16 protein-coding genes are annotated in these 19496 nt (G+C 61.2%); 7 read left to right on the top strand and 9 right to left on the bottom strand.

Going from position 1 to position 19496, the window contains the following annotated elements; translation table 11 throughout:
* Positions 1 to 34: 34 nt before the first annotated feature.
* Positions 35 to 3997, bottom strand: a complete 3963-nt coding sequence (locus DQG19_RS13825; protein ID WP_116126870.1) for a VWA domain-containing protein — start codon at positions 3995 to 3997, stop codon at positions 35 to 37.
* A 32-nt stretch (positions 3998 to 4029) separates the two neighbouring features.
* Positions 4030 to 5004: a hypothetical protein gene (locus DQG19_RS13820; RefSeq protein WP_116126869.1), complete on the bottom strand. Its 975-nt coding sequence runs from the start codon at positions 5002 to 5004 to the stop codon at positions 4030 to 4032.
* Between the two features lie 365 nt (positions 5005 to 5369).
* On the opposite strand from DQG19_RS13820, the gene DQG19_RS20920 reads away from it, so the two are divergent.
* Both DQG19_RS20920 and DQG19_RS13815 read left to right on the top strand, forming a co-directional pair.
* Entirely contained in the window at positions 5370 to 5558 is a 189-nt protein-coding gene (locus DQG19_RS20920; protein WP_157974507.1) for a hypothetical protein, read from the top strand.
* Positions 5559 to 6005: 447 nt separating this feature from the next.
* The gene (locus DQG19_RS13815; RefSeq protein WP_116126868.1) at positions 6006 to 6467 is read left to right on the top strand and encodes an energy transducer TonB; all 462 of its coding nucleotides are present in this window, start codon (positions 6006 to 6008) and stop codon (positions 6465 to 6467) included.
* A 480-nt stretch (positions 6468 to 6947) separates the two neighbouring features.
* Here DQG19_RS13815 and DQG19_RS13810 read toward each other — a convergent pair whose 3' ends face one another.
* Entirely contained in the window at positions 6948 to 7994 is a 1047-nt protein-coding gene (locus DQG19_RS13810) for a GntR family transcriptional regulator (protein WP_116126867.1), read from the bottom strand.
* A 172-nt stretch (positions 7995 to 8166) separates the two neighbouring features.
* Here DQG19_RS13810 and DQG19_RS13805 point away from each other — a divergent pair, with 172 nt between their 5' ends.
* The 4 genes from DQG19_RS13805 to DQG19_RS13790 all read left to right on the top strand — a co-directional run bounded on the left by DQG19_RS13805 (position 8167) and on the right by DQG19_RS13790 (position 14489).
* Positions 8167 to 10272 (top strand): bifunctional aldolase/short-chain dehydrogenase, encoded by a 2106-nt coding sequence (locus DQG19_RS13805; protein WP_116126866.1) that lies wholly within the window; start codon positions 8167 to 8169, stop codon positions 10270 to 10272.
* Between the two features lie 93 nt (positions 10273 to 10365).
* Entirely contained in the window at positions 10366 to 11646 is a 1281-nt protein-coding gene (locus DQG19_RS13800) for a sugar isomerase (protein WP_116126865.1), read from the top strand.
* 1 nt (position 11647) lies between these two features.
* Positions 11648 to 13036, top strand: a complete 1389-nt coding sequence (locus DQG19_RS13795; RefSeq protein ID WP_116126864.1) for an FGGY-family carbohydrate kinase — start codon at positions 11648 to 11650, stop codon at positions 13034 to 13036.
* Positions 13037 to 13070: 34 nt separating this feature from the next.
* Entirely contained in the window at positions 13071 to 14489 is a 1419-nt protein-coding gene (locus DQG19_RS13790; RefSeq protein WP_116126863.1) for a purine-cytosine permease family protein, read from the top strand.
* Between the two features lie 53 nt (positions 14490 to 14542).
* Here DQG19_RS13790 and DQG19_RS13785 read toward each other — a convergent pair whose 3' ends face one another.
* From DQG19_RS13785 to DQG19_RS13765, 6 genes are all read right to left on the bottom strand, one after another.
* Positions 14543 to 15376 (bottom strand): hypothetical protein, encoded by an 834-nt coding sequence (locus tag DQG19_RS13785; protein WP_116126862.1) that lies wholly within the window; start codon positions 15374 to 15376, stop codon positions 14543 to 14545.
* An 87-nt stretch (positions 15377 to 15463) separates the two neighbouring features.
* Positions 15464 to 15886, bottom strand: coding sequence for a hypothetical protein (locus tag DQG19_RS13780; protein WP_116126861.1), 423 nt, complete (start codon positions 15884 to 15886; stop codon positions 15464 to 15466).
* 64 nt (positions 15887 to 15950) lie between these two features.
* Positions 15951 to 16241: a hypothetical protein gene (locus DQG19_RS21380; RefSeq protein WP_232826526.1), complete on the bottom strand. Its 291-nt coding sequence runs from the start codon at positions 16239 to 16241 to the stop codon at positions 15951 to 15953.
* A gap of 120 nt (positions 16242 to 16361) precedes the next feature.
* Positions 16362 to 16472 carry a phage tail protein gene (locus DQG19_RS21375; RefSeq protein WP_232826533.1) on the bottom strand — a complete coding sequence of 37 codons (111 nt, stop codon included), beginning with the start codon at positions 16470 to 16472 and terminating at the stop codon, positions 16362 to 16364.
* 142 nt (positions 16473 to 16614) lie between these two features.
* Complete coding sequence (locus tag DQG19_RS13770) at positions 16615 to 17451, bottom strand: phosphatidate cytidylyltransferase (protein ID WP_116126860.1); 837 nt, start codon at positions 17449 to 17451, stop codon at positions 16615 to 16617.
* Between the two features lie 91 nt (positions 17452 to 17542).
* Positions 17543 to 17953, bottom strand: coding sequence for a response regulator (locus DQG19_RS13765; protein WP_116126859.1), 411 nt, complete (start codon positions 17951 to 17953; stop codon positions 17543 to 17545).
* A gap of 176 nt (positions 17954 to 18129) precedes the next feature.
* On the opposite strand from DQG19_RS13765, the gene hemL reads away from it, so the two are divergent.
* On the top strand, positions 18130 to 19479 hold the full coding sequence (hemL, locus tag DQG19_RS13760; RefSeq protein ID WP_116126858.1) for a glutamate-1-semialdehyde 2,1-aminomutase: 1350 nt from the start codon (positions 18130 to 18132) through the stop codon (positions 19477 to 19479).
* The last annotated feature ends 17 nt before the right edge of the window (positions 19480 to 19496 follow it).

Below are 19496 nucleotides of genomic sequence, written 5' to 3'. Positions count from 1 at the left end.
ATACGCGACGGTCCGTTCCCCGCTTACGGCACGCTCATCCCTCTTCTAGCGGCCCGCTAAACCATTCGTCTTCTCCGAGGGTCACTTTGAGTTTCGGATTATCGCCCCGTACGTCGATCTCGTAGGTTCCGTTGAGGAATTCACGGCGGTCCGTTATTTCACCCCCGGATACTTCCACCGTCAAACGCTCCAGGTAATCCGGTCCGTAGCGGTTACCCAGCCGGTCGACGGGACGTATCCGCCACGTCCAGCCCGCGCGGGTGCGTACCGCACTGATATCGGAAGCCCCCGGGTCGATTTGCGCGGGACGTACGACAACGGTACGGGTTTCTACGCGCTCGAAGGGACCGGTCAGGGGATGGCGTCCGGTGATTCGGTACTCGATTCGGTACGTTCCTGGTGTTCGCGTGTCCGGGAAATCCGCGGTGAACAGTCCCCGGTCCCGGGGACGTAGCTCCAGTTCGGAGGGCCGGGGTCTGAGGCGCCGATCGAAGCCTGGTTCCTGCAGCAGTTCCTCGAAGGTGCGCTGCCCGACCGGTGTACCTGGCTCGAAGGTCAGTTTCTGATCGTCTCCCGCCTGGAAATCGGATAAGAAATCCCCCAGCGAGAAGGCGGGTGCCAGCACGGTCGCGCGGACCGTCACACCGGAGGTGAAACGTTCCCCACCCGCGCTGAGCTCGGCGAATAGCCGCAGGGGCTCTCCCGCCAGCAGGTGCGGTCCGTTGGTGAACAGACGGTAGTCCAGGTCTTTCTCATCCGCCAGTACGGCAAGTTGCACGTCTGTTGGAGTTCCTGGTCCGGTTAATTGGACACGCCAGGTCGTACCGGGTTCCGTCTGCTCCAGTTCCCGCAGGAAAGTGAAAGGAAAACTGAAGATCTGATAGAAGTCCCCGGTTGTCCGCACGGCGCGCCGGGTAACCTCCGTTTGACCCTTGAAGATCCGGATGTCGTGGCCGGTGCCCCGCGGGTAGCTCACCTTGAAGACCAGTCTATTGGTGGAGGGATTGACGTCGACCGTTTCCGCGGTCTTCCCGTTGTACCGCAGGTTGCGGTAGGTAATCAGCTGGGGGCTGAAGTCCCGCAATACTTCCACCAGCTCCTCCACGTAGAAACGGATCAGGTCCTCGTCGGGGGCCGTGGTTACCTTGGTGAGGGCACCGGTACCCCCGGCGATATCGGCGAGCGGGCCCGCGAAGGCGGGGGAGGCACCTACGCCTACGGTATGGACCTTGATGCCAAGGCCGGAATTCAGTACCGTGACCGGCGAGCTGGGATTGATGTTGGAGGCCGTACCGTATTCCCCGTTGCGGATCTCCAGCGCGGGGTCGGACACTCCGGGGTCGACGTTCTGGATGCCGTCGGTAAACACGATGAGGTGCCGGGGCCGATCGGTATCGGTGAGTTGATTTACGCCGAGCTGTATTCCCCCGCCCATGGCCGTGAGGCTGGACGATGTGGTTGTCTGTCCCCGCAGGTCCGCGATGAGTGCGTCGCCGTTCGCGATGACCGGCAGGAGTACGTCCGGTCCGCTCGTGAAGGCATCTACGTCGGTACGGAAGTAGATGTTCCCGAGTCGGTCGTCCCCTACGGCGAGTCCCTTCCATAGCTGGATAAAGATCTCGGCGGCGTCCTTGAGCACGTCCAGTTTGGTCGCGCAGCCACTGCAGGCGGGATTCAGCATGCTTCCCGAAAGGTCCATCACGAGCGCCACGTCAACGGGGTCGCGCTCCGTGAGTGCGTAGCTCCAGCTACCCCGGCCCAGCGTGCCTGCCAACAGTACCTGATCGGGTGCGCTGTAATCCAGGTCGTAGACCATTACGCCGGGAAGGTCGGTGCCCAGTCGCGTCCAGGTATTGAAGGCAGGACCGGCCGCGAGATACACCCCGTTATCGCTACCGACGGCAAGCTGGTTGCCCGTGGAATTCGGGATGAAGGTTATCGTATGCAGGGTGCCGGGATTCAGGGTAGCCAGGTTGCCGGTCACGGCGGGGAAGGTACTGCCACTGTTGTTGGTGGCATACACGTTGTTTCGGTCGATCACGTAGGCGTTCGCCGCGGTCGAGGGATCTACGACAATACCCTGTACTACACCACCCGTGTAGCCCATGGTTGCATTCAGACTACCCGTGGCCGTGGTGCGGATCAGGACGTTGGCCCCCTGCCCCGCATAAATTACGTTCACATTGTCCGCAGCCCCGTAGGCGATCACGTCATCTCCCGAAGCAGTATTTAGCGCTGAGGTGAGGATACGCGTGACGGTAGCGCCCTGGTCGTTCGACTCGAAAAGTCCGTTTCCGGTGGAGATGAGCAGCCGGTTGCCGTTTTGATCGTTTATGCGGATCGGGGTCACGAAGGGGAACCCGACCGGTACCAGTGGATCGGAAAAGATCGAGTTTCCGGTAGCCGTATTGACGAGGGCCGGAAAGCTTTGTGAACCCGATTGAAAGGAGTTTCCGGACGAGTAGGTGCGGGAGCGAAAGCCACCCAAACGTTGAGAACTGGAGAAGCGGGTGGACTGACTGGCCGCTGTTATATCATCCACTGCCACGTCGCCCCCGTCGCCACCCGATACGTTCCTCCATTGGGGGTCGGTGGGAGTGACTTGTTGCGGAGTACCGTTGTCTTGCAGGCCGTTGATCAGGATGTTTGCGTTGGCGTCCCAATCCATGCTGTGCGCTTCCGATACGTTCAGGTTGCCAATAGCTGCAGTCCAATCGCCGGTGGCGTCGGCCGGGGAATTTTGCCGATAGATGCCCCCGTCATCGCCCTCGAGCAGGTTTCCGGCGGCATCGAAGTCCATGTCGCGGCTGTCGGCGTGGGGAGAGGTGTTGCCGGCCGTACCGTTGTGGGTGATGGGGGCGGCTTGGCTACCCGCGGGTTGGGCGGCATCTACCCGAAAGAGGCGGCCCGAGAAGTCGTTCGCGCCGATCGAATTGGGCCAGCCGACGGTCGAGGCCGGAACGCAGCCGCCGTCGACGCTGGCGACTGGCTGCCTATCACCCCCGATGTACACTACGTTCGCATCGGCGGGGTCGGCGGCCAGGGAGAGGTGCCGACCGCCCTGGCCGCCGGGGTGAATACCCAGGCTACGGCATCCTTCTGTGGTGGCGGGCAGGTCCAGGCTTTGCCAGCTGCCGCCGACGCTTCCCTGGCGATACAGACCTGCCAACTGACCACCAGTAACTACCGCTACGAACAGGTTATTGCTGCTACCGACCGCGAGTTCTACATTGTTTGCTCCCGACAGTGCACCATCGACGGTCGTGTCGCTGACCTTGGTCCAGGTGGCTCCGGTGTCGGTACTCCGGTAAATACCGGTACTTCCTACGTGAGTAAAGAGAACGGCTGAGCTGGTGGGGTCTCCCACCAGGTCGAAGGTGGCACCGGGCGGTAAGCCACTGCCCGCCGCACCCGAGAGTTGATTCCAGGTGCTCCCGCCATTGGTGGTCCGCCAGAGCCCGTTGGGGGTGGCGACGACGATCGTATTACCGCGCGGAGCCACCCCCAGAATGTTGACGTCCCCCAGCGTACCGGAAGGATCGATGTCGGTCCAGGGGCCGGTGCCGCTGGTGGTACGGAACAGGCCCCGGCGTCCGGCACCGCGGGATCCCAGCGAACTGGTAAAGGCATTGCCGACGACGAGCGTTTGATTGCTGCCGTCCGTGGGGTCGAATTCCAGGGCTCCGATCGCCTGACTGGGCAGGTCGGAAGAGATAAACTCCCAGCTCGGGTTGGCAGCGGTGGCGTTGGTGGAGCGCCACACCCCTCCGTTGGCGCCGCCGATATATACGGTGGCGGCGGTGGTGGGGTGGGGGGTGACACAGTTGACGGCCCCACTCACCAGGTTGTCGGTCGGGATTTCGGATTGACCGTTGGTGCTCGGGCCAGGGCCCTGCTGTACCCACTGACCGGCCAGCGGAAGGCTGAGCAAGCAGGTGAGTGTAAGCATGAGAATGGCCGTCCGCGCCCCGGGGGCGCGCGTTTGTACGTGTTGCATAGCGTTCAGATTTTAGGATAGGGTATGGGGTCTCACGAAGGGCGCGGACCGCGGTAGATAGGGTCCTGCAGGGCGCGCGTCCAGCGTCGGCGCCCGGACGGCAGGTCGTACGCGACCAGCTGGTACGGCGTAGTGGTTGTGTTGCCCTCGCGGAAGTCTTGGTAAGGGCCTTCTACGAAATAGAGGATTCCGTCACGTACGTAGAAGGGGAGGTAGGCCATGCGGCTCGACAGCTGACCCAGGGGCTCCGCTTCGCCACTGCGGTAAATTTCCCAGCGGTAGGCTGTAGCCGGATCGTCCGCGGACCGCTTTTGGCTGACAAGCAGGTGGCGGCCGTCGCGACTCAGGTATTGCTGGCCCTCCCGCCCCGCAATGCGTTGGGCGGCCGGGGGAACCACCGAGCGACCCGCCCGCTCGCCGGGGGCGTCCGCGGAGACGGGTAAAAAACCGGCCCCGCCGTCCGTAATGCGGAACGTACCGTTGAAGATTTCCTCCTCTTCGCCCGGGTCGTAGGCACCCTTCCGGGGGAGGGGTCGGTAAAGCCACGCTACCGATGGTGTCGCGGTACCGCCGAACGGGCTGAGGGTAAAGGTGCCGGGATGGTCGCGCAGGTAGTCGACGGTGAGGTCGGGCGGTAGGGTGACGGACGCCCGGTTTACCTCCCGGCCGTCGCTGGCGGCGACGGTCACCAGAGTGAGGGGTTCATCGGTACCGGGTTCCAGCGACTGGGTTATAAGGCCATCCGCCACGAGGGTGATTGGTCTGAGCGGCAGATCGCGGGTCCAGCGGGCGTTGCCCCGCTGACCATCGATTGCCGCCAGCGCACGTTCGACGGTAAGGACGTAAAGCGTGCCGCCGTCAGGCCCGACCACCACGCCGTCGGTAAGTTGAAAAGTACCCCCCGGTGGATCGATCGGGGTGTTGCCACCACCGCCTACCCGTACGGTATCACAGGCAACGACGGTCATAAGAAGGAGGGTGACGAACCAGTAGGTGAGGAGCTTCATGGATACTTCATTTGGAGCGGCGCTTTGCCGCTTTCTCTTACTTTAGTTACCGCTCCGGTCAAGATGTTACACCGCGAAGGATAAAACCTGATCACCTGAATTATCCCGCCTGACCGTCAAAATCATCTTGTCCGCTATAGCCCGATCGCCAGCCTGTCGTCCTCATCCGTATTGCCGGAGAACCCACACGACAGCACTATGCGAATTTAATATCTTAACCCCCCCTTCTCAATTACCGGCCCGCTCATGCCCCAAACCACATTCAGCCCAATGCCGATGGCGTCCACGGAAAGGCCGACCAAGTACCTTTCCTTTGTCGCGGATCATCTGGGGGGAGAGACTACAAGCCCCGCACCGACGGCAAGATGCTTGAATTCGTATACCAGAACGTCTATTACCCTGAGGAAGCGAAGGAAGGCATGGCTGGGTTATCGGTCATGGCAGAACGAGACGGTTCCCTGTTTAAAGACGCCAGTTACCGCGACCCCGGCTACGGTATAGGAAGGGACGTCCTGCCCATCGCCCGGCTGGTGCGTAAGTCAGGTCGCTGCTGAAATCCCGGCGTGGGAGATGAAACATCCGGCTGCCTAGCATTCAAGCTACTGGTGAGGTTTTCGCTAGGCAAGTTATTGAAGTACGACAATTGCTATCGCGGCGCCTACGAGGTACTTCATTAGATCTGCGCATTGATAGCTTTTGGTCCGTCCATGATAGTCACCCCCCGGCTGAGCTCAGGATCGCGTGGGAGGTGCACCCAGTGTATTTCTCGACCTGCCTACTGATGGCTGCGGTTTCCTCTGTCCTAATCGGTTGCCCGGCAAGTAATACGGTGGGTCTATCCTGGCTGGACTAATGTTACCTGTAGGTTAATTATTCGCAACTGGTACGTATCGTTAGTGGCCGGTCGACTAGTCGACCGGCCACTCCAGGCAAAATGCTATCCGTATACCCACCATCCCTGCCAATACGCGCATCTATCGGGTAAACCAACCCCCTGCACTATGCAATACCTTACCCTGTTTTTCCTCTTGTTTGCTTTCACACTGTCGGCCCAGGAAAAGACCGAAGCCCGGAAAGGTCCCGATGAAGACGGCGTATACAACGTGGTCGAGGAAATGCCGATGTTCCTGTCCGACGACTGTCCGACCGAGGGTAGCCGCTGGGACCGCAAACCCTGCGCCGACAAGGCTATGCTAGAGTTTGTTTACGAAAACGTCACCTATCCCGCCGTCGCTCAGAAGGCTGAAGCCGAGGGCATGGCCGTCGTCAGCTTCATCGTCGAGCCGGACGGCACCATTTCCGAGCCAACCCTCCAGCGCGACCCCGGCACCGGTCTGGGCGAAGAGGCCCTGCGCGTCGTCCAGTTGATGCAAACCACCACTCGCTGGGAACCCGGTTTGCAGAACGGTAAACCGGTCCGTGCCCGCTTCAACCTACCTGTCAAGTTTGATTTGGGTAAGTAGTTCCGCGGTGTTTCTTTGTTATCCGCGCACATCGGATGTTACCTACATCGGATGTGCGCAGATATACAACTTGCCGCTGCGCTGTGTATTTGGGTGTCTCAAAAGGTTGCGTGAACGCGTCTCCGTGGCACCTCTGTGCAGCCCTCCGTGAGCGCAGCCTCTGTGTTCACCACCTGGCCGCTGCGCGGCGTACCAGGTTTCTTACAGACGTACACAGATAGTCCACGGATCAACACAAATTGTTCCTGCAGCAAGCTGGATTACACGAATGAGAGAAGCGCTACGCACCCCCGCGCACCTTTGCGCGCCTTTCTTCCTCTGCGTTGGCCCTCCTTTACCTCTGCTTCGTCCTCTGTGAGCGTAGCCTCCGTGTTTACCCATTAGCCGCGTTGCCGCAGGTGCAGTGACGTTGGAAAAGGATCCGTGAATGAGGGTGCACACCGTCTAGGGTACGTGAAACTCACCAAGGCAGGCGGACAGCTAAAGTGACTCCCGGTCGATGAACCGGAATGGATTTTTGATCTTATCCCGCTTCTTCTCCAGGATCAGCTCGGCGGCCGACCGCCCCATCGCCTGAAAATCGGTGGAAATCACCGTGATGCCCAGGAGATCCTTCAACGGCGTTTCGTTGTAGGAGATGATGCCGATGTCCTCACCCAGCTTGTACTCCTTGTCGCGCAGTTGCTTGACCAGATTCACTAGGTCAGATTCGACGATGGTGATAAAGAGGTCGCCGGCGTGCAGGATGGTGTCCTCGTAGATCTCGTCGATGACCTCAAAGGGTAGCTTATTCTCCGTGCAGAAGCGACGGAAGCCGTGCAGGATGCGCTTCGGGTAGGGGTAGATCGACGTTTCGGGGTAGACAAGGATGAGCTTCTTGTACTTGCGGATCTTGTCCAGGCCCTCGGTGAGCGCCTCGTAGATGTCCGTCTCGAACTCCTGATATACCTCCCCGTAGTCGCCGCCGAGTTCCATCAGGTGGTTGTCCATGATAACGCGCTTGTGGTCCGGGATCTGCTGGATGGCCTCCATCACCTCCGCGGTAACGCTGACGTGACGCAGGGCATCCGACTTGAAGTGGGGCATGATCACGTAATAATCGTAGGCGTTGAGGTTACGCGAGAGCAGGTTCAGGAACAGCGTTTCGTCACAGTGGTACACGTGCAGGTCCACGTGCGCATTGCCCCCGATGCTGCGTACGAATGCATTGTAAATGTGCATCTTGTACGAACTCAGCTTATTGATCAGGAAGAGTACGTTGACCTTCGCGATCAGCTGCGTGCGGGTGATGTAGAAGCCCTTTCCCTTTACGGAGGTGATTATGTTGCGCTCCTTCAGGATGTTATAGGCCTTCTCGACGGTGTCGCGCGACAGGTCGTAGGCCTCGCTCAGGGCGTTGATGGACGGTATCTTATCGTCGATCTCGAACTGACCGTTGGCTATGTTGTCGATGATCCCATTGACGATCTGCTGGTACTTGGGGACCCGCGATTCCTCGTTAATAAGGATACGTTCGGTAGTTTCCATGAGGAGGGGGGATTAGTGCTCGCTTAATTTATGACACCCGGCAGCGATTTTGTCCGGTTCGTTTGCGGATGTCCGAAGAAAAGCGATTTTAAGACCTGCCGGACAGTACAGGATACTGCCTGGGTGCGAACCTTTTACATTACAGGCCAACAAAGAAAACACTAATTCCCGCATGAGCACCAGCACAACTACCGAATTCAAGCACGTCGATTACCTCTGGGACGAAGAGAAGGCCGGAAGCCTCGGCGACGACCAGGTAGCCCTCTTCCTGTACCGGTCCAATATCCTCGGTGCCGACCTGCGCATTACCAACTACGGTGGCGGCAATACGAGCTGCAAGACCGTCGAACAGGACCCGCTCACGAACGAGGAAGTAGAGGTGATGTGGATCAAGGGTTCCGGCGGTGACATCGGTACGCTTACCCGTTCCGGCATCGCCGGCCTGTATACCAACCGGCTGCGCAACCTGAAAAAGGTATACGGCGGCCTCGCCGACGAGGACCGCATGGTCGGGCTCTTCAATCATGCCATCTACGACCTCGACAGCCGCGCGCCCTCGATCGATACCCCCCTGCACGGCCTGCTGCCGTTCAAGCACATCGATCACCTGCACCCCGACGCGGTGATCGCCGTGGCTGCCGCCAAGGACAGCCGGGCCGTTACCAAGGAGATCTGGGGCGACACGATGGGCTGGGTACCCTGGCAGCGCCCGGGCTTCGACCTCGGACTGCAGCTAGAAAAAGAATTGGCCGATAACCCCGGTATCCGCGGTATCATACTGGGCAGCCACGGGCTCTTTACCTGGGGCGACACCTCCTTCGAATGCTACATGAACAGCCTGGAGGTCATCGAGATGGCCTCGGAATACATCGAGCGGAAAGTAAAGGAGAAGGGCAGCGTCTTCGGGGGCGAGAAGATCAAGTCGCTTCCGGCCGACGAGCGCAAGCTAAAGGCCGCCAAGCTGATGCCATTGCTGCGCGGGCTGGCCTCCTCGGAGAACCGCATGGTGGGGCACTTCACCGACAGCGATACCGTGCTGCAGTTCATCGACAGCTACGATCTCGAACGGCTGGCGCCGATGGGCACCTCCTGCCCCGATCACTTCCTGCGGACCAAGATCCAGCCCCTGGTGCTGGACCTGCAGACCCAGCAGAAGGTCGATGACCCCCAGGAATTGCTCGCTAAACTGGAGCCCGCTTTTGCCCAATACCGGAAGGAGTACCAGGACTACTACGAGAAGCACAAGCGCGCCAACAGCCCGGCAATGCGCGATCCCAACCCGGTCGTCATTATTTACCCCGGTGTAGGTATGTTCACCTTCGCGAAGAACAAGCAGACCGCCCGCGTAGCCAGCGAATTCTACGTCAACGCCATCAACGTAATGCGCGGCGCGGAAGCCATCAGCTCCTACACCTCCCTGCCCCGGCAGGAAGCCTTCGATATCGAGTACTGGCTGCTCGAGGAAGCCAAACTACAGCGCCAACCCAAGGAAAAGCCCCTCAGCCGCAAGGTAGCCTTCGTGACCGGCGCCGGCGGCGGTATCGGAAAGGCCATCGCCGACAAGCTGGCCGAGGAAGGTGCCGTGGTCGTCCTCACCGACATAGCCGAGGACCGGCTGAAAGAGGCCAATGCCACCTACCCGGCGGACACCTCAACCTACGCCACCTGCGACGTGACCGACAGCGCCTCCATCGAAAGGGCCTTCGACAAGGCCTGCCTGGAGTTCGGCGGCGTCGACATCGTCGTCCACAGCGCCGGCCTGGCCATCTCCAAGCCGCTGCACGAAACGACCGCCAAGGACTGGGACATCCTCCAGAACGTACTGGTCAAGGGACAATTCGAACTGGCCAAGGCCGGTGCCGCCATCATGAAGCAGCAGGGGCTGGGCGGTGACATCATCCCCATCGCCAGCAAGAACGGACTGGTCTCCGGACCCAACAACGTCGCCTACGGCACCGCCAAGGCCGCCCAGCAGCACATGGCCCGCCTGCTGGCCGCCGAACTCGGCGAGCACGGCATCCGCGTGAATACCGTCAACCCCGACGGCGTCATCATCGGCAGCAAGATCTGGGAGGGCGCCTGGGCCGAAGGCCGCGCAAAAGCCTACGGCATCACCGTGGAGGAACTACCGGCACACTACGCCAGGCGCAACCTGCTGAACCGGATCATCCGGCCGGACGACATCGCCGACGGCGTCTTTGCCTTCACCATCCTCGACCGCTCGACGGGCAACATCCTGAACGTAGACGGCGGTATGGCCAATGCGTTCGTGCGGTAGGTTTGGGTGCTGGTTGCTGGGTGCTGGTTATTGGCTGATCCGCCACCAGCACCCAGCACCCCGCACCCCGCACCCCTAAACAAAGAAAAGATCATGCAACTGACCAAAGACCAGATCCGGTCGCAAGACGGAAACCACCTGGACCGACATAATAAAGATTACGACTACCTCGCCGACCGCCTCGGCGAAGCGGGTACCGACGTCGAGGGGGTAACCGACGCCCTCGCTGCTTTTCAGGTGGCCGTGCCCAGCTGGGCCCTCGGGGCCGGAGGCACGCGCTTTGGGCGGTTCTCCTTTCACGGGGAGCCCGGCAGCCTGGAACAGAAAATCGACGACGTAGGCATCCTGCACGCTCTGACCCAGACGGCGGGGGCCGTGTCCCTCCACATTCCCTGGGATACGCCCACCGACTACGCGGCCGTGAAACAGCGGGCGGAGAACCACGGGCTCGTCTTCGACGCCATCAACTCCAACACCTTCCAGGACCAGCCCGATGCGGAGCACAGCTACAAACACGGCTCCCTGAGCGCCGGCGACGAAGGTGCCCGCCGGCAGGCCATCGAGCACAACCTGGAGGTCATTGAGATCGGCAGCAAGCTGGGCAGCAAGAGTCTGACCGTCTGGCTGGCCGACGGGACCAACTTCCCCGGCCAGCGCAACTTCCAGCGGAACCTGATGCAGACCGAGGACAGCCTCAAGCAGATCTACGCCGGACTGCCCGCCGACTGGAAACTCTTCATCGAGTACAAGCCCTACGAACCCAACTTCTACAGCACCGTCATCCAGGACTGGGGCACCAGCTTCATGCTGGCCAACGCCTGCGGGGAGCGCGCCTACACCCTGGTCGACCTGGGCCACCACCTGCCGAACAGCAACATCGAGCAGATCGTCTCCACCCTGATGCTGAAGGGCAAGCTCGGCGGCTTCCACTTCAACGACAGCAAGTACGGCGACGACGACCTCACCGTCGGCAGTATCAAGCCCTACGCGCTCTTCCTGATCTTCAACGAGCTGGTCTACGGAATGCAAAACAACCCGCAGAACCCCGACCTCGCCTGGATGATCGACGCCAGCCACAACATCAAGGACCCGCTGGAGGACCTCATCCAATCGCTGGAGGCCATCCAGGAAGCCTACGCCAAGGCCTTGCTGGTCGACCAGAACCGCCTCGCCGCCGCCCAGCGCGACCACGACGTGGTGGCATGCCAGGAGATCCTGCAGGACGCCTACCGTACCGACGTGCGCCCCCTCGTACAGCGGGCCCGGCTCAGCCGGGGCGGTGCGCTGGACCCCCTGCGTGCCTACCGGGGACTGGACGTGCGCAACCTGCTCATCCGCGAGCGGGGCAAGCACACCGTAGCGACCGGACTATAGGATGGAGAAACGGAAAGTCACCGCCGTATTCGATATCGGGCGGACCAACAAGAAGTTCTTTCTCTTCGACGAGGAGTACCAAGAGGTGCACCGCGAATACGTGCGCTTTCCGGAGACCACCGACGAGGACGGCTATCCCACTGAAGACCTACCCGCCCTGCAGGCCTGGTTGCGGGAGGTGTTCGACCGCATTCTCGAAGCGCGGGAGTTTGACGTCCATTCGATCAATTTTTCCTCCTACGGCGCCAGCTTCGTCCACCTCGATGCCGACGGTGAAGTGGTCACCCCCCTATACAACTACACCAAGCCCCTGGAGCCCGGGGTCACCGCGGAGTTCTACGCCAAGTATGGCCCCGAGGAATCGTTCAGCGCCGCTACCGGCTCGCCCAATTCCGGGATGCTAAATTCGGGCATGCAGCTGTACTGGCTCAAGCACCGTAAGCCCGAGGTGTTTGCCCGCATCAAGTACAGCCTGCATCTGCCGCAGTTTCTCAGCTACGTGTTCACGGGCATCCCCATCAGCGAGTATACCAGCATTGGCTGCCACACCGCGCTGTGGGATTACTCCCTCGGCGACTACCACCAGTGGGTGTACGCCGAGAACCTGCACCGCATCCTTCCGCCGATCGTATCGACGGAAACAAGCATCAATATGAACTACAACGGGCGCCGCATCAAGATCGGCGTCGGTATCCACGACAGCTCCGCCGCCCTGCTGCCGTACATCCGCAGCGAACGCAACCCCTTCATCCTGCTGTCGACCGGTACGTGGAGCGTGTCCCTCAACCCCTTCGGTTCGGGCATCCTTAAACCGGAGGACGTGCAGCGCGACTGCATCAACTACATGCGCATCGACGGCAAGCCGGTCAAGGCCGCCCGGCTCTTTCTGGGGCAAGAGTACAAGCAGCAGGTCGCAGCCCTCGCCGAACACTTTGGCGTGGACGCGGAGCGGCACCGCTCGGTCGCCTTCGACTGCGACGTCTACCAGCAAATCGTGAGCGTTTACCGCCCGTGGTTCCACCTTACCGAACTAGACTATCCGGGCAACCCTCCAGAAACCACCTTACCCACCGACTCCTACGAATACGCCTACCACCATCTCATGGTAGAACTGGTCGACCTGCAGGCCCGCAGCATCGAAACGGCGGTCGGGAATACCCCGATCCGGACGCTCTTCATCGACGGGGGCTTCAGCGACAACGCCGTCTTCCTCGAGCTGATCTCCAACCGCTTCCGCGACCTGGAGCTACACACCACCGATTCCAGTCTGGGCTCGGCCCTCGGCGCCGCCATCAGTATCTCGGACAAGGGGCTCAACTCCAAGTTCCTCAAGCGGAACTACGGCCTCAAGAAGCACCAGCCCTTCATCATCAAGGAGGCCGACGCCTGAGCCCCCTCCCTCTCTTCTCTAACACACCACGCTAATGCTACAACAGGAAACCCAGGAAGAAATCATCGAAGAGCTGGCCGGCGGCGAATACGAACGCGAGCCGGTTCCCAAATCGAAACTGAAAGGGTGGGGGAGCTTCCTGGGCATGTACGCCGGCGAGCACGCCGCGGGTACCGAGTTCGTCATCGGCCCCCTGTTCCTTACGGCCGGTGTCAGCGCTTTCGATCTCATCATCGGTTTGCTCCTCGGCAACTTTCTGGCCGTCCTTAGTTGGCGTTTCCTAACCGCGGAGATCGCGGTGAAGTACCGCCTGACCCTCTACTACCAACTGGAGAAGATCTGCGGCAGGAACCTCGTCAAGTTCTACAACGTCGCCAACGGGGTGCTCTTCTGCTTCCTGGCCGGCTCCATGATCACCGTTTCCGCCACCGCGGTGGGCATTCCTTTCGATATGGAGATGCCGAAGCTGACGGACACCCTGCCCACCAGCGGCACCTACATCGTCGTCGTCGTACTCATCGGAGTGATCATCTCGCTTATCGCGGCGCGTGGCTACGACACCGTGGCCAAGGCCGCTAACCTCATGTCGCCGTTCATCGTCCTGGCCTTTCTGGCCTGCGGTATCGTGGCCCTGGGGCAGCTGGGTGTAGGCAGCTTCCAGGAATTCTGGAACATCTGGGGCGAGGGCGGCGAGCCCTTCCCCGGCCAGATCAAGTACACCTTCTGGCACGTCGTTATCTGGTCGTGGTTCGCCAACGCGGCCATGCACGTCGGCATGTCCGACCTGAGCGTGTTCCGCTTCGCCAAAAAGGCCAGCGCCGGCTGGACGACGGCCGCCGGTATGTACGTGGGCCACTACATGGCCTGGATCGCCGCCGCGCTGCTCTACGCCGTGTACCTGCAGTCGCCCGAGGCCCAGGCCTTCCTCGATCAGGGGCAGGCACCCTCCGTCGCGCCGGGTCCCCTGGCCTACAACGCCATCGGGGTGTTCGGGATCATCGCCGTAGTGCTGGCGGGCTGGACGACGGCCAACCCCACCATCTACCGCGCCGGTCTGGCCTTCCAGGCGGTGCTGCCCAAATTCTCGACCTTCTGGGTGACCATCATCGCCGGCGGTCTGGCCACGGTGGCCGGCCTCTTTCCGGCCTTCGCCATGCAGCTGCTCGACTTCGTCGCGCTGTACGGATTTATCCTGGCACCCGTGGGCGCGGTGATCGTCTTCCAGCACTTCTTCGGCGGGGGCGCTGACGCAGGTGCGGGGGGAGACTACTCGGAGCGGGGCGGGTCCGGTTACAATCCCGCCGTCTTCTGGGCCTGGGCCATCAGCTTCGGGCTGTTCTACTTCATCTCCGTGCAGTTCGATGTCTTCCTCTCCTTCGTGACGCTGCCGGCCTGGCTGCTCTGTGGGGTACTCTACCTCTTACTGAGCCGCAGGGGCCGGCGCACTGCCTGATGCACTCCGCACCTGCGCCCCGCCGCCAGATTCAGTAATGTTCGGTGGTCGGTCTAGTGAACGGTGAACGATCCGCCATTGGGGTTGGGATAGATGCCGAGGACATCGTCCGCCACGGTCTGCCAGTACCCAAGGGCCGAGGTGAGGAAGGTATCCACCACGAAGAGCTCAACCGTACAGGTGGCTACGTTGCCCGCGGCGTCCGTTCGTGTCTCGACGCTGCTGATCAGTCCGGTATCGGTGTGGCCGTACGTTTGGGATATATCATCAGCGATGAAAGTGTACGGGCAGTTATCGGATACCAGGAGGGCCAGATCGCCGATCGGGTAGTCGGCCGTACCGGAGGCGTCGAGGTACAGCGTGTCGCGTAGACAAGTCAGCGGGGGCGGGGTCGTATCGAGGACGGTCACCGTCACAGGCAGTGAGTCGCGGTTGCCGGGGGCATCAGTCGCGGAAAAGATAAACGGAACGTTCGCGGCAGCGTCATCACAGGTGAGACGTACGGCCGGACTAGCGCCTGACGGGCTATCCGCGCGGCGCAGAAGCAGTTGCGGGGCTACGGCGGTGCAGTTGTCGGTGGCCGTGGCTCCGAAGGCCTCCAGGGCGATGACGGCCAGCCCGGAAGGTCCCAGGATCACGGTAGCCGAGGTCCCGGTAACTACCAACCGGGGAGCGGTGGTGTCGGCAAGCACGACGGTACGTTCACAGACTACGGTGTTGGAGTTCCGGTCGGTGGCCCGTACCGTAAACGGATAGGTTCCCGGGCCGGTATAGCGGGTCGCCGCCGGTGGCTCCTGGGTCAGGGTGAGGTTGTCCAGGTTGGTCGTCAGCCCGGTGGTCAGGTCGGGGAGTGCGGCGGAGCAACCGTCGGTAGCGTAGGCTGCCACACGTTCGGCGGGGCAGCTCAGGGTGGGGATTACGCGCTGAGTACGTGATCCTTTTACGGTGGGCAACTGGTTGCAGACGATGGCTTCTTAGGCGGACAGCTCGCTGGCCGGCGGGTTGGGGGTGGTAGCCAGCGGGTAACCGAAATACACCTGGGGACTGGTGCTGGCGATGTCGGTCAGGTCCCAGGTGCTGGTCGCAGTGTTGAAGGCGATCTTCAGCCCGGTTGCGGCGTTGGTGAAGGTGAACCTGCCGGTAGCGTCGCGTCCGCCCCGGATGAGGCGCAGGGGCGACAGGTCACCGAAGCAGGCAGCGTATACCTGTACGCCGTCGAAGACGTTGGGACGGTCGTCGCACCCTCCGGGAAGGGTGTCGCCATCCGCGTCAGCCGTGTCGTCGCTGCCCGGGTAGCGGTCCTTATCGTTACAGATGCCGTCGTCGTCAATGTACTGCTTCCGGCCGTTCACGGTCCTTTCCAGGAGAACGTAGCGGTCACGCAGGGGGAGGACCACTGGATTTGTTGTGCCTGTCCTCCTGCCGGCAGGGTGCACAGCAGGAGCAGGATGTAGAAGCCCTTCATGGCGGATCAGCTGCAGGGGGATAGACACCCTTGAGCGGGATGATGTAGTTGATGGCTACGACCGGGCTGCGGGTTGCCAACGGCCCGCCGTTACCGCTGGGGCCCACCGTGATGGTAGCTTGTCCGAGGTGGGCATCGGCCGGTGGGGTAGCCGTAAAGACGGTCTCACCGGCGGCATTGAAGGCCAGGTAATTGCCGTCCCCGCCGGCTCCCGAACCCACGCCCGCCCCAAGGTTCAGCGTCGCCGCGTGGGTGTGGGCGGGAAGCTGGTTCGGCGTGAGCGTCACCGATTCCACGCTTGAATGCTCGTCCGCCCTAAAGGAGGAGAGGCCCGGGCCGGTCCCGGGGTGAATGATGGAGCGCCCCCGCAGATCCGGTAGCGCAAAGGTGGTGCGGCCGTCGCCCCCTTAGGTGGTGCCGAGGATGGAAAAGAGGGCCTGGTAGGAGTCAATCGGTAATAACTGACCTTGGCAAAAGGCCCAGCCGCGCGGGGCAAAGGTGTAAGCGAACGCGACGATAGTAGCGATATAGGTTTACATGAACAGAATGGGTGAGTGAGGCGAAAGGACGGACCTTTCGCAATAGTGTGTCACCCATATTGGCGGTTTATACCCACCATTTGCGTTTTAACACCAATTTTTCACCGCTATCAACGGATTTTCAACGGAGGTATAAAATGTAGGCCGCAGCGAAAGGAATCACGAAAATAAAGGCATCGAAGCGGTCGAGCAGGCCCCCGTGGCCGGGCAGCAGGTCGCCGCTGTCCTTGACGCCGACGCTGCGCTTCAGCATACTTTCGATCAGGTCGCCGATACTGCCGAAGACGGCGACGATGACCGCCAGGACCAGCCACTGTACCAGTCCGATCTCGTGAAACACCAGGTGCAGCAGGTAGCCGAACACGATGCAGGTAATGGCACCGCCCGCGCTGCCCTCCCAGGTCTTATTGGGCGATATGCGCGGGAAGAGGGGCGTCTTGCCGATCTGACTGCCGACGAGGTACGCCCCGGTATCGTTGACCCAGGTGAGCAGGAGCAGGCCGAAGACGACACGGTAATAGAAAATTTTCTCGTCGAAGGCAATGAAGTCCAGGAGCGCAAACGGGATGCCGATGTAGAAGAGGCCCAGGATAATGTAGGCAATATTCACGAAGGGCTCGCGGCTGTTGCTGTACAGCTCGTAGATGAAGATGGTAAAGATGAACGGCGCGAACAGGAGGCTTGAGACCTGGATGAAACTTGCCGGATCCTTGACATAGCCCAGGGAATAAAAGCTTACCAGGAAGAAAGGAAGCAGGCCCACGGCCACCCCGAAGGCCTTGCGGACGCGGTCGCGCCGGGTGTGGCGGTCCAGCGTCATTCCGAAGAACTCGTACAGGCAACCGCCGGTAATGACCAGGAAGAGCAGGTTAAAGGTGTAGGGGCCGGTGTACATCCCGGCTATCATGATGATGACGAAGATAACCGCCGTCGTAAGTCGTTTCCAAAGTCCCTGCATCTGCTTGTATAATGAAGTAGCCTGATCGGTGGCCGTAATATAGCTTACCCGCCGTGGACCGTGGGGCAGGGGTAGAAAGTTGGAGGTTTTGCTACCGGATACGGTTCGTGGAGAGCCAGAAATCCACGATACGTTGCATGGTCTGCCGGTATTGCTGCCCCCCGACGGGCTTGACCACGTAGGCGGCGGCTCCGAGCTGGTAGGCACGTCGGACGTCGTCGGGATCGTCGGACGAGGAAAACATGACGATGGGGAAGGGCGGCTGCGTACCCTGCTCCCGCAGGTATTCCAACGTGGCGAGTCCGTTGCGGCGGGGCATGTTCAGGTCCATGATGGCCAGCGAGATGGACTCCGCCGGGCTTTCCGACAGGTAATCGAGCAGGGCCTGGCCGTCGGCAAGGTGGGTGACGCCGATGTCGGGATCGATCTTGCTCAGCGCACGGCGCGCCAGTTGACATTCGAGGGGGTCATCTTCGACGAGGAGGATTTGCTGGGGTAACATGCGTGGGGAAATAAGCGAAACGGGAAAACACTAAAACCGGATATTGAAATACGTTACAATAAGGCCTTTACGAAGCGCGTCGCCCGGCGGGAGGTTCGGTTGGAAGATGTATTTAATCAGTTGTAATGTGGCCCCGGGGAATCTTGACGCGCCCGCGACCTCCGCCCGAAGGACTAATGCTATTATTGCGGAAATCCACGACCGTGACCCGATACCAGCAACGCATCCCGCGTGACACCTCCACCCGCTTATTTGAAGAAGCCCAGCAGTATTTCCCCGGTGGCGTTAACAGCCCCGTCCGTGCCTTTCGCAGCGTGAGCGGCCCGCCGCTCTTCATCGCCGAGGGGCACGGCAGCCACATGACGGACGTGGACGGGAACCGATTCCTTGATTTCTGCTGCTCGTGGGGGCCGCTCATTCACGGGCACGACAATCCGCACATCCGGGAGCGGGTGATCGAGACGGTGCTGAAGGGTACGAGTTTCGGCACCCCGACGCAAATGGGCAACCGGCTCGGGAAGCTCATCCTGGACAATCACCGCTACGTCGAACGGCTGCGCTTCGTAAGCTCGGGAACGGAAGCCGTCATGTCGGCGCTCCGCCTGGCGCGGGGGGCCACCGGCCGTAACAAGATCATCAAGTTCGAGGGCTGCTACCACGGCCACGTGGACAACCTGCTGGTCAAGGCGGGCTCCGGCCTGGTCACCTTCGGCACCAGCTCGTCGGCCGGCGTCACCGAGGCGGTGGCCCGGGATACGCTGGTACTGCCCCTGGGCGACCGCGACCTGCTGGAACGCACCCTGACCGAGCAGGCTGGTCAGATAGCCTGCATCATCGTGGAGCCGATACCCGCCAACAACGGGCTGTTGTTACAGGACAAGTCGTGGCTGGAGTGCCTCCGCATTAAAGCGTGGAAACACGACGTATTGCTCATCTTCGACGAGGTGATCTCCGGCTTCCGGGTAGGCTTCGAAGGTGCCGCCGGCCACTACGGCGTCCAACCCGACATCATTACGTTCGGAAAGGTGATCGGCGGAGGCTTTCCCGTCGGCGCCTACGGGGCCAGCAAGGAGCTGATGGACTTCATCGCCCCGGTGGGGCCCGTCTACCAGGCCGGGACGCTGTCGGCCAATCCAGTAGCGATGGCCGCCGGACTGGCGGCGCTCGAGCAGTGCCTGGAACCCGGCTTCTACGAGGGGCTCGCGGAGCGTACCCATACCCTGGCCACCGGCATTGAAGGCTACGCACGCGAGCGCGGGTACCCCGTTCACGTGCCCCACATCGGGTCCATTTTCTGGCTGGCGTTCGGCAACGAGCGCATCGAGCGGGCGGACCAGATCGACCCCGCCAACATGGAGTACTTTAAGATGATCCATCACGAGTTGCTGCAGACGGGCGTCTATTTGGGTCCCAGCGGGTACGAGGTCGGCTTCGTCAGCAGTGCGCACTCGGATCTCGACCTGCAGGAGGCCCTGGCCAAGATTTGCGCGGCCATGGACGTGGCGTTTAGCAAGGAAAACCAGTAAGCCGTACCTTAACGGGA

Source organism: Lewinella sp. IMCC34183 (genome assembly GCF_003390915.1).
In the GTDB taxonomy this organism is placed as follows: Bacteria; Bacteroidota; Bacteroidia; order Chitinophagales; family Saprospiraceae; genus Neolewinella.
Note: the sequence above shows the minus strand (reverse complement) of the source record. Positions and strands in the feature narration are given on the sequence as shown.

Coding starts and splice junctions, on each gene's coding strand:
- DQG19_RS13815 (WP_116126868.1), top strand. CDS start 6,006: ATGCAATACCTTACCCTGTTTTTCCTCTTGTTTGCTTTCACACTGTCG.
- hemL (WP_116126858.1), top strand. CDS start 18,130: ATGCTATTATTGCGGAAATCCACGACCGTGACCCGATACCAGCAACGC.
- DQG19_RS13810 (WP_116126867.1), bottom strand. CDS start 7,994: ATGGAAACTACCGAACGTATCCTTATTAACGAGGAATCGCGGGTCCCC.
- DQG19_RS13790 (WP_116126863.1), top strand. CDS start 13,071: ATGCTACAACAGGAAACCCAGGAAGAAATCATCGAAGAGCTGGCCGGC.
- DQG19_RS13805 (WP_116126866.1), top strand. CDS start 8,167: ATGAGCACCAGCACAACTACCGAATTCAAGCACGTCGATTACCTCTGG.
- DQG19_RS13800 (WP_116126865.1), top strand. CDS start 10,366: ATGCAACTGACCAAAGACCAGATCCGGTCGCAAGACGGAAACCACCTG.
- DQG19_RS13820 (WP_116126869.1), bottom strand. CDS start 5,004: ATGAAGCTCCTCACCTACTGGTTCGTCACCCTCCTTCTTATGACCGTC.
- DQG19_RS13770 (WP_116126860.1), bottom strand. CDS start 17,451: ATGCAGGGACTTTGGAAACGACTTACGACGGCGGTTATCTTCGTCATC.
- DQG19_RS13765 (WP_116126859.1), bottom strand. CDS start 17,953: ATGTTACCCCAGCAAATCCTCCTCGTCGAAGATGACCCCCTCGAATGT.
- DQG19_RS20920 (WP_157974507.1), top strand. CDS start 5,370: ATGCTTGAATTCGTATACCAGAACGTCTATTACCCTGAGGAAGCGAAG.
- DQG19_RS13795 (WP_116126864.1), top strand. CDS start 11,648: ATGGAGAAACGGAAAGTCACCGCCGTATTCGATATCGGGCGGACCAAC.
- DQG19_RS13825 (WP_116126870.1), bottom strand. CDS start 3,997: ATGCAACACGTACAAACGCGCGCCCCCGGGGCGCGGACGGCCATTCTC.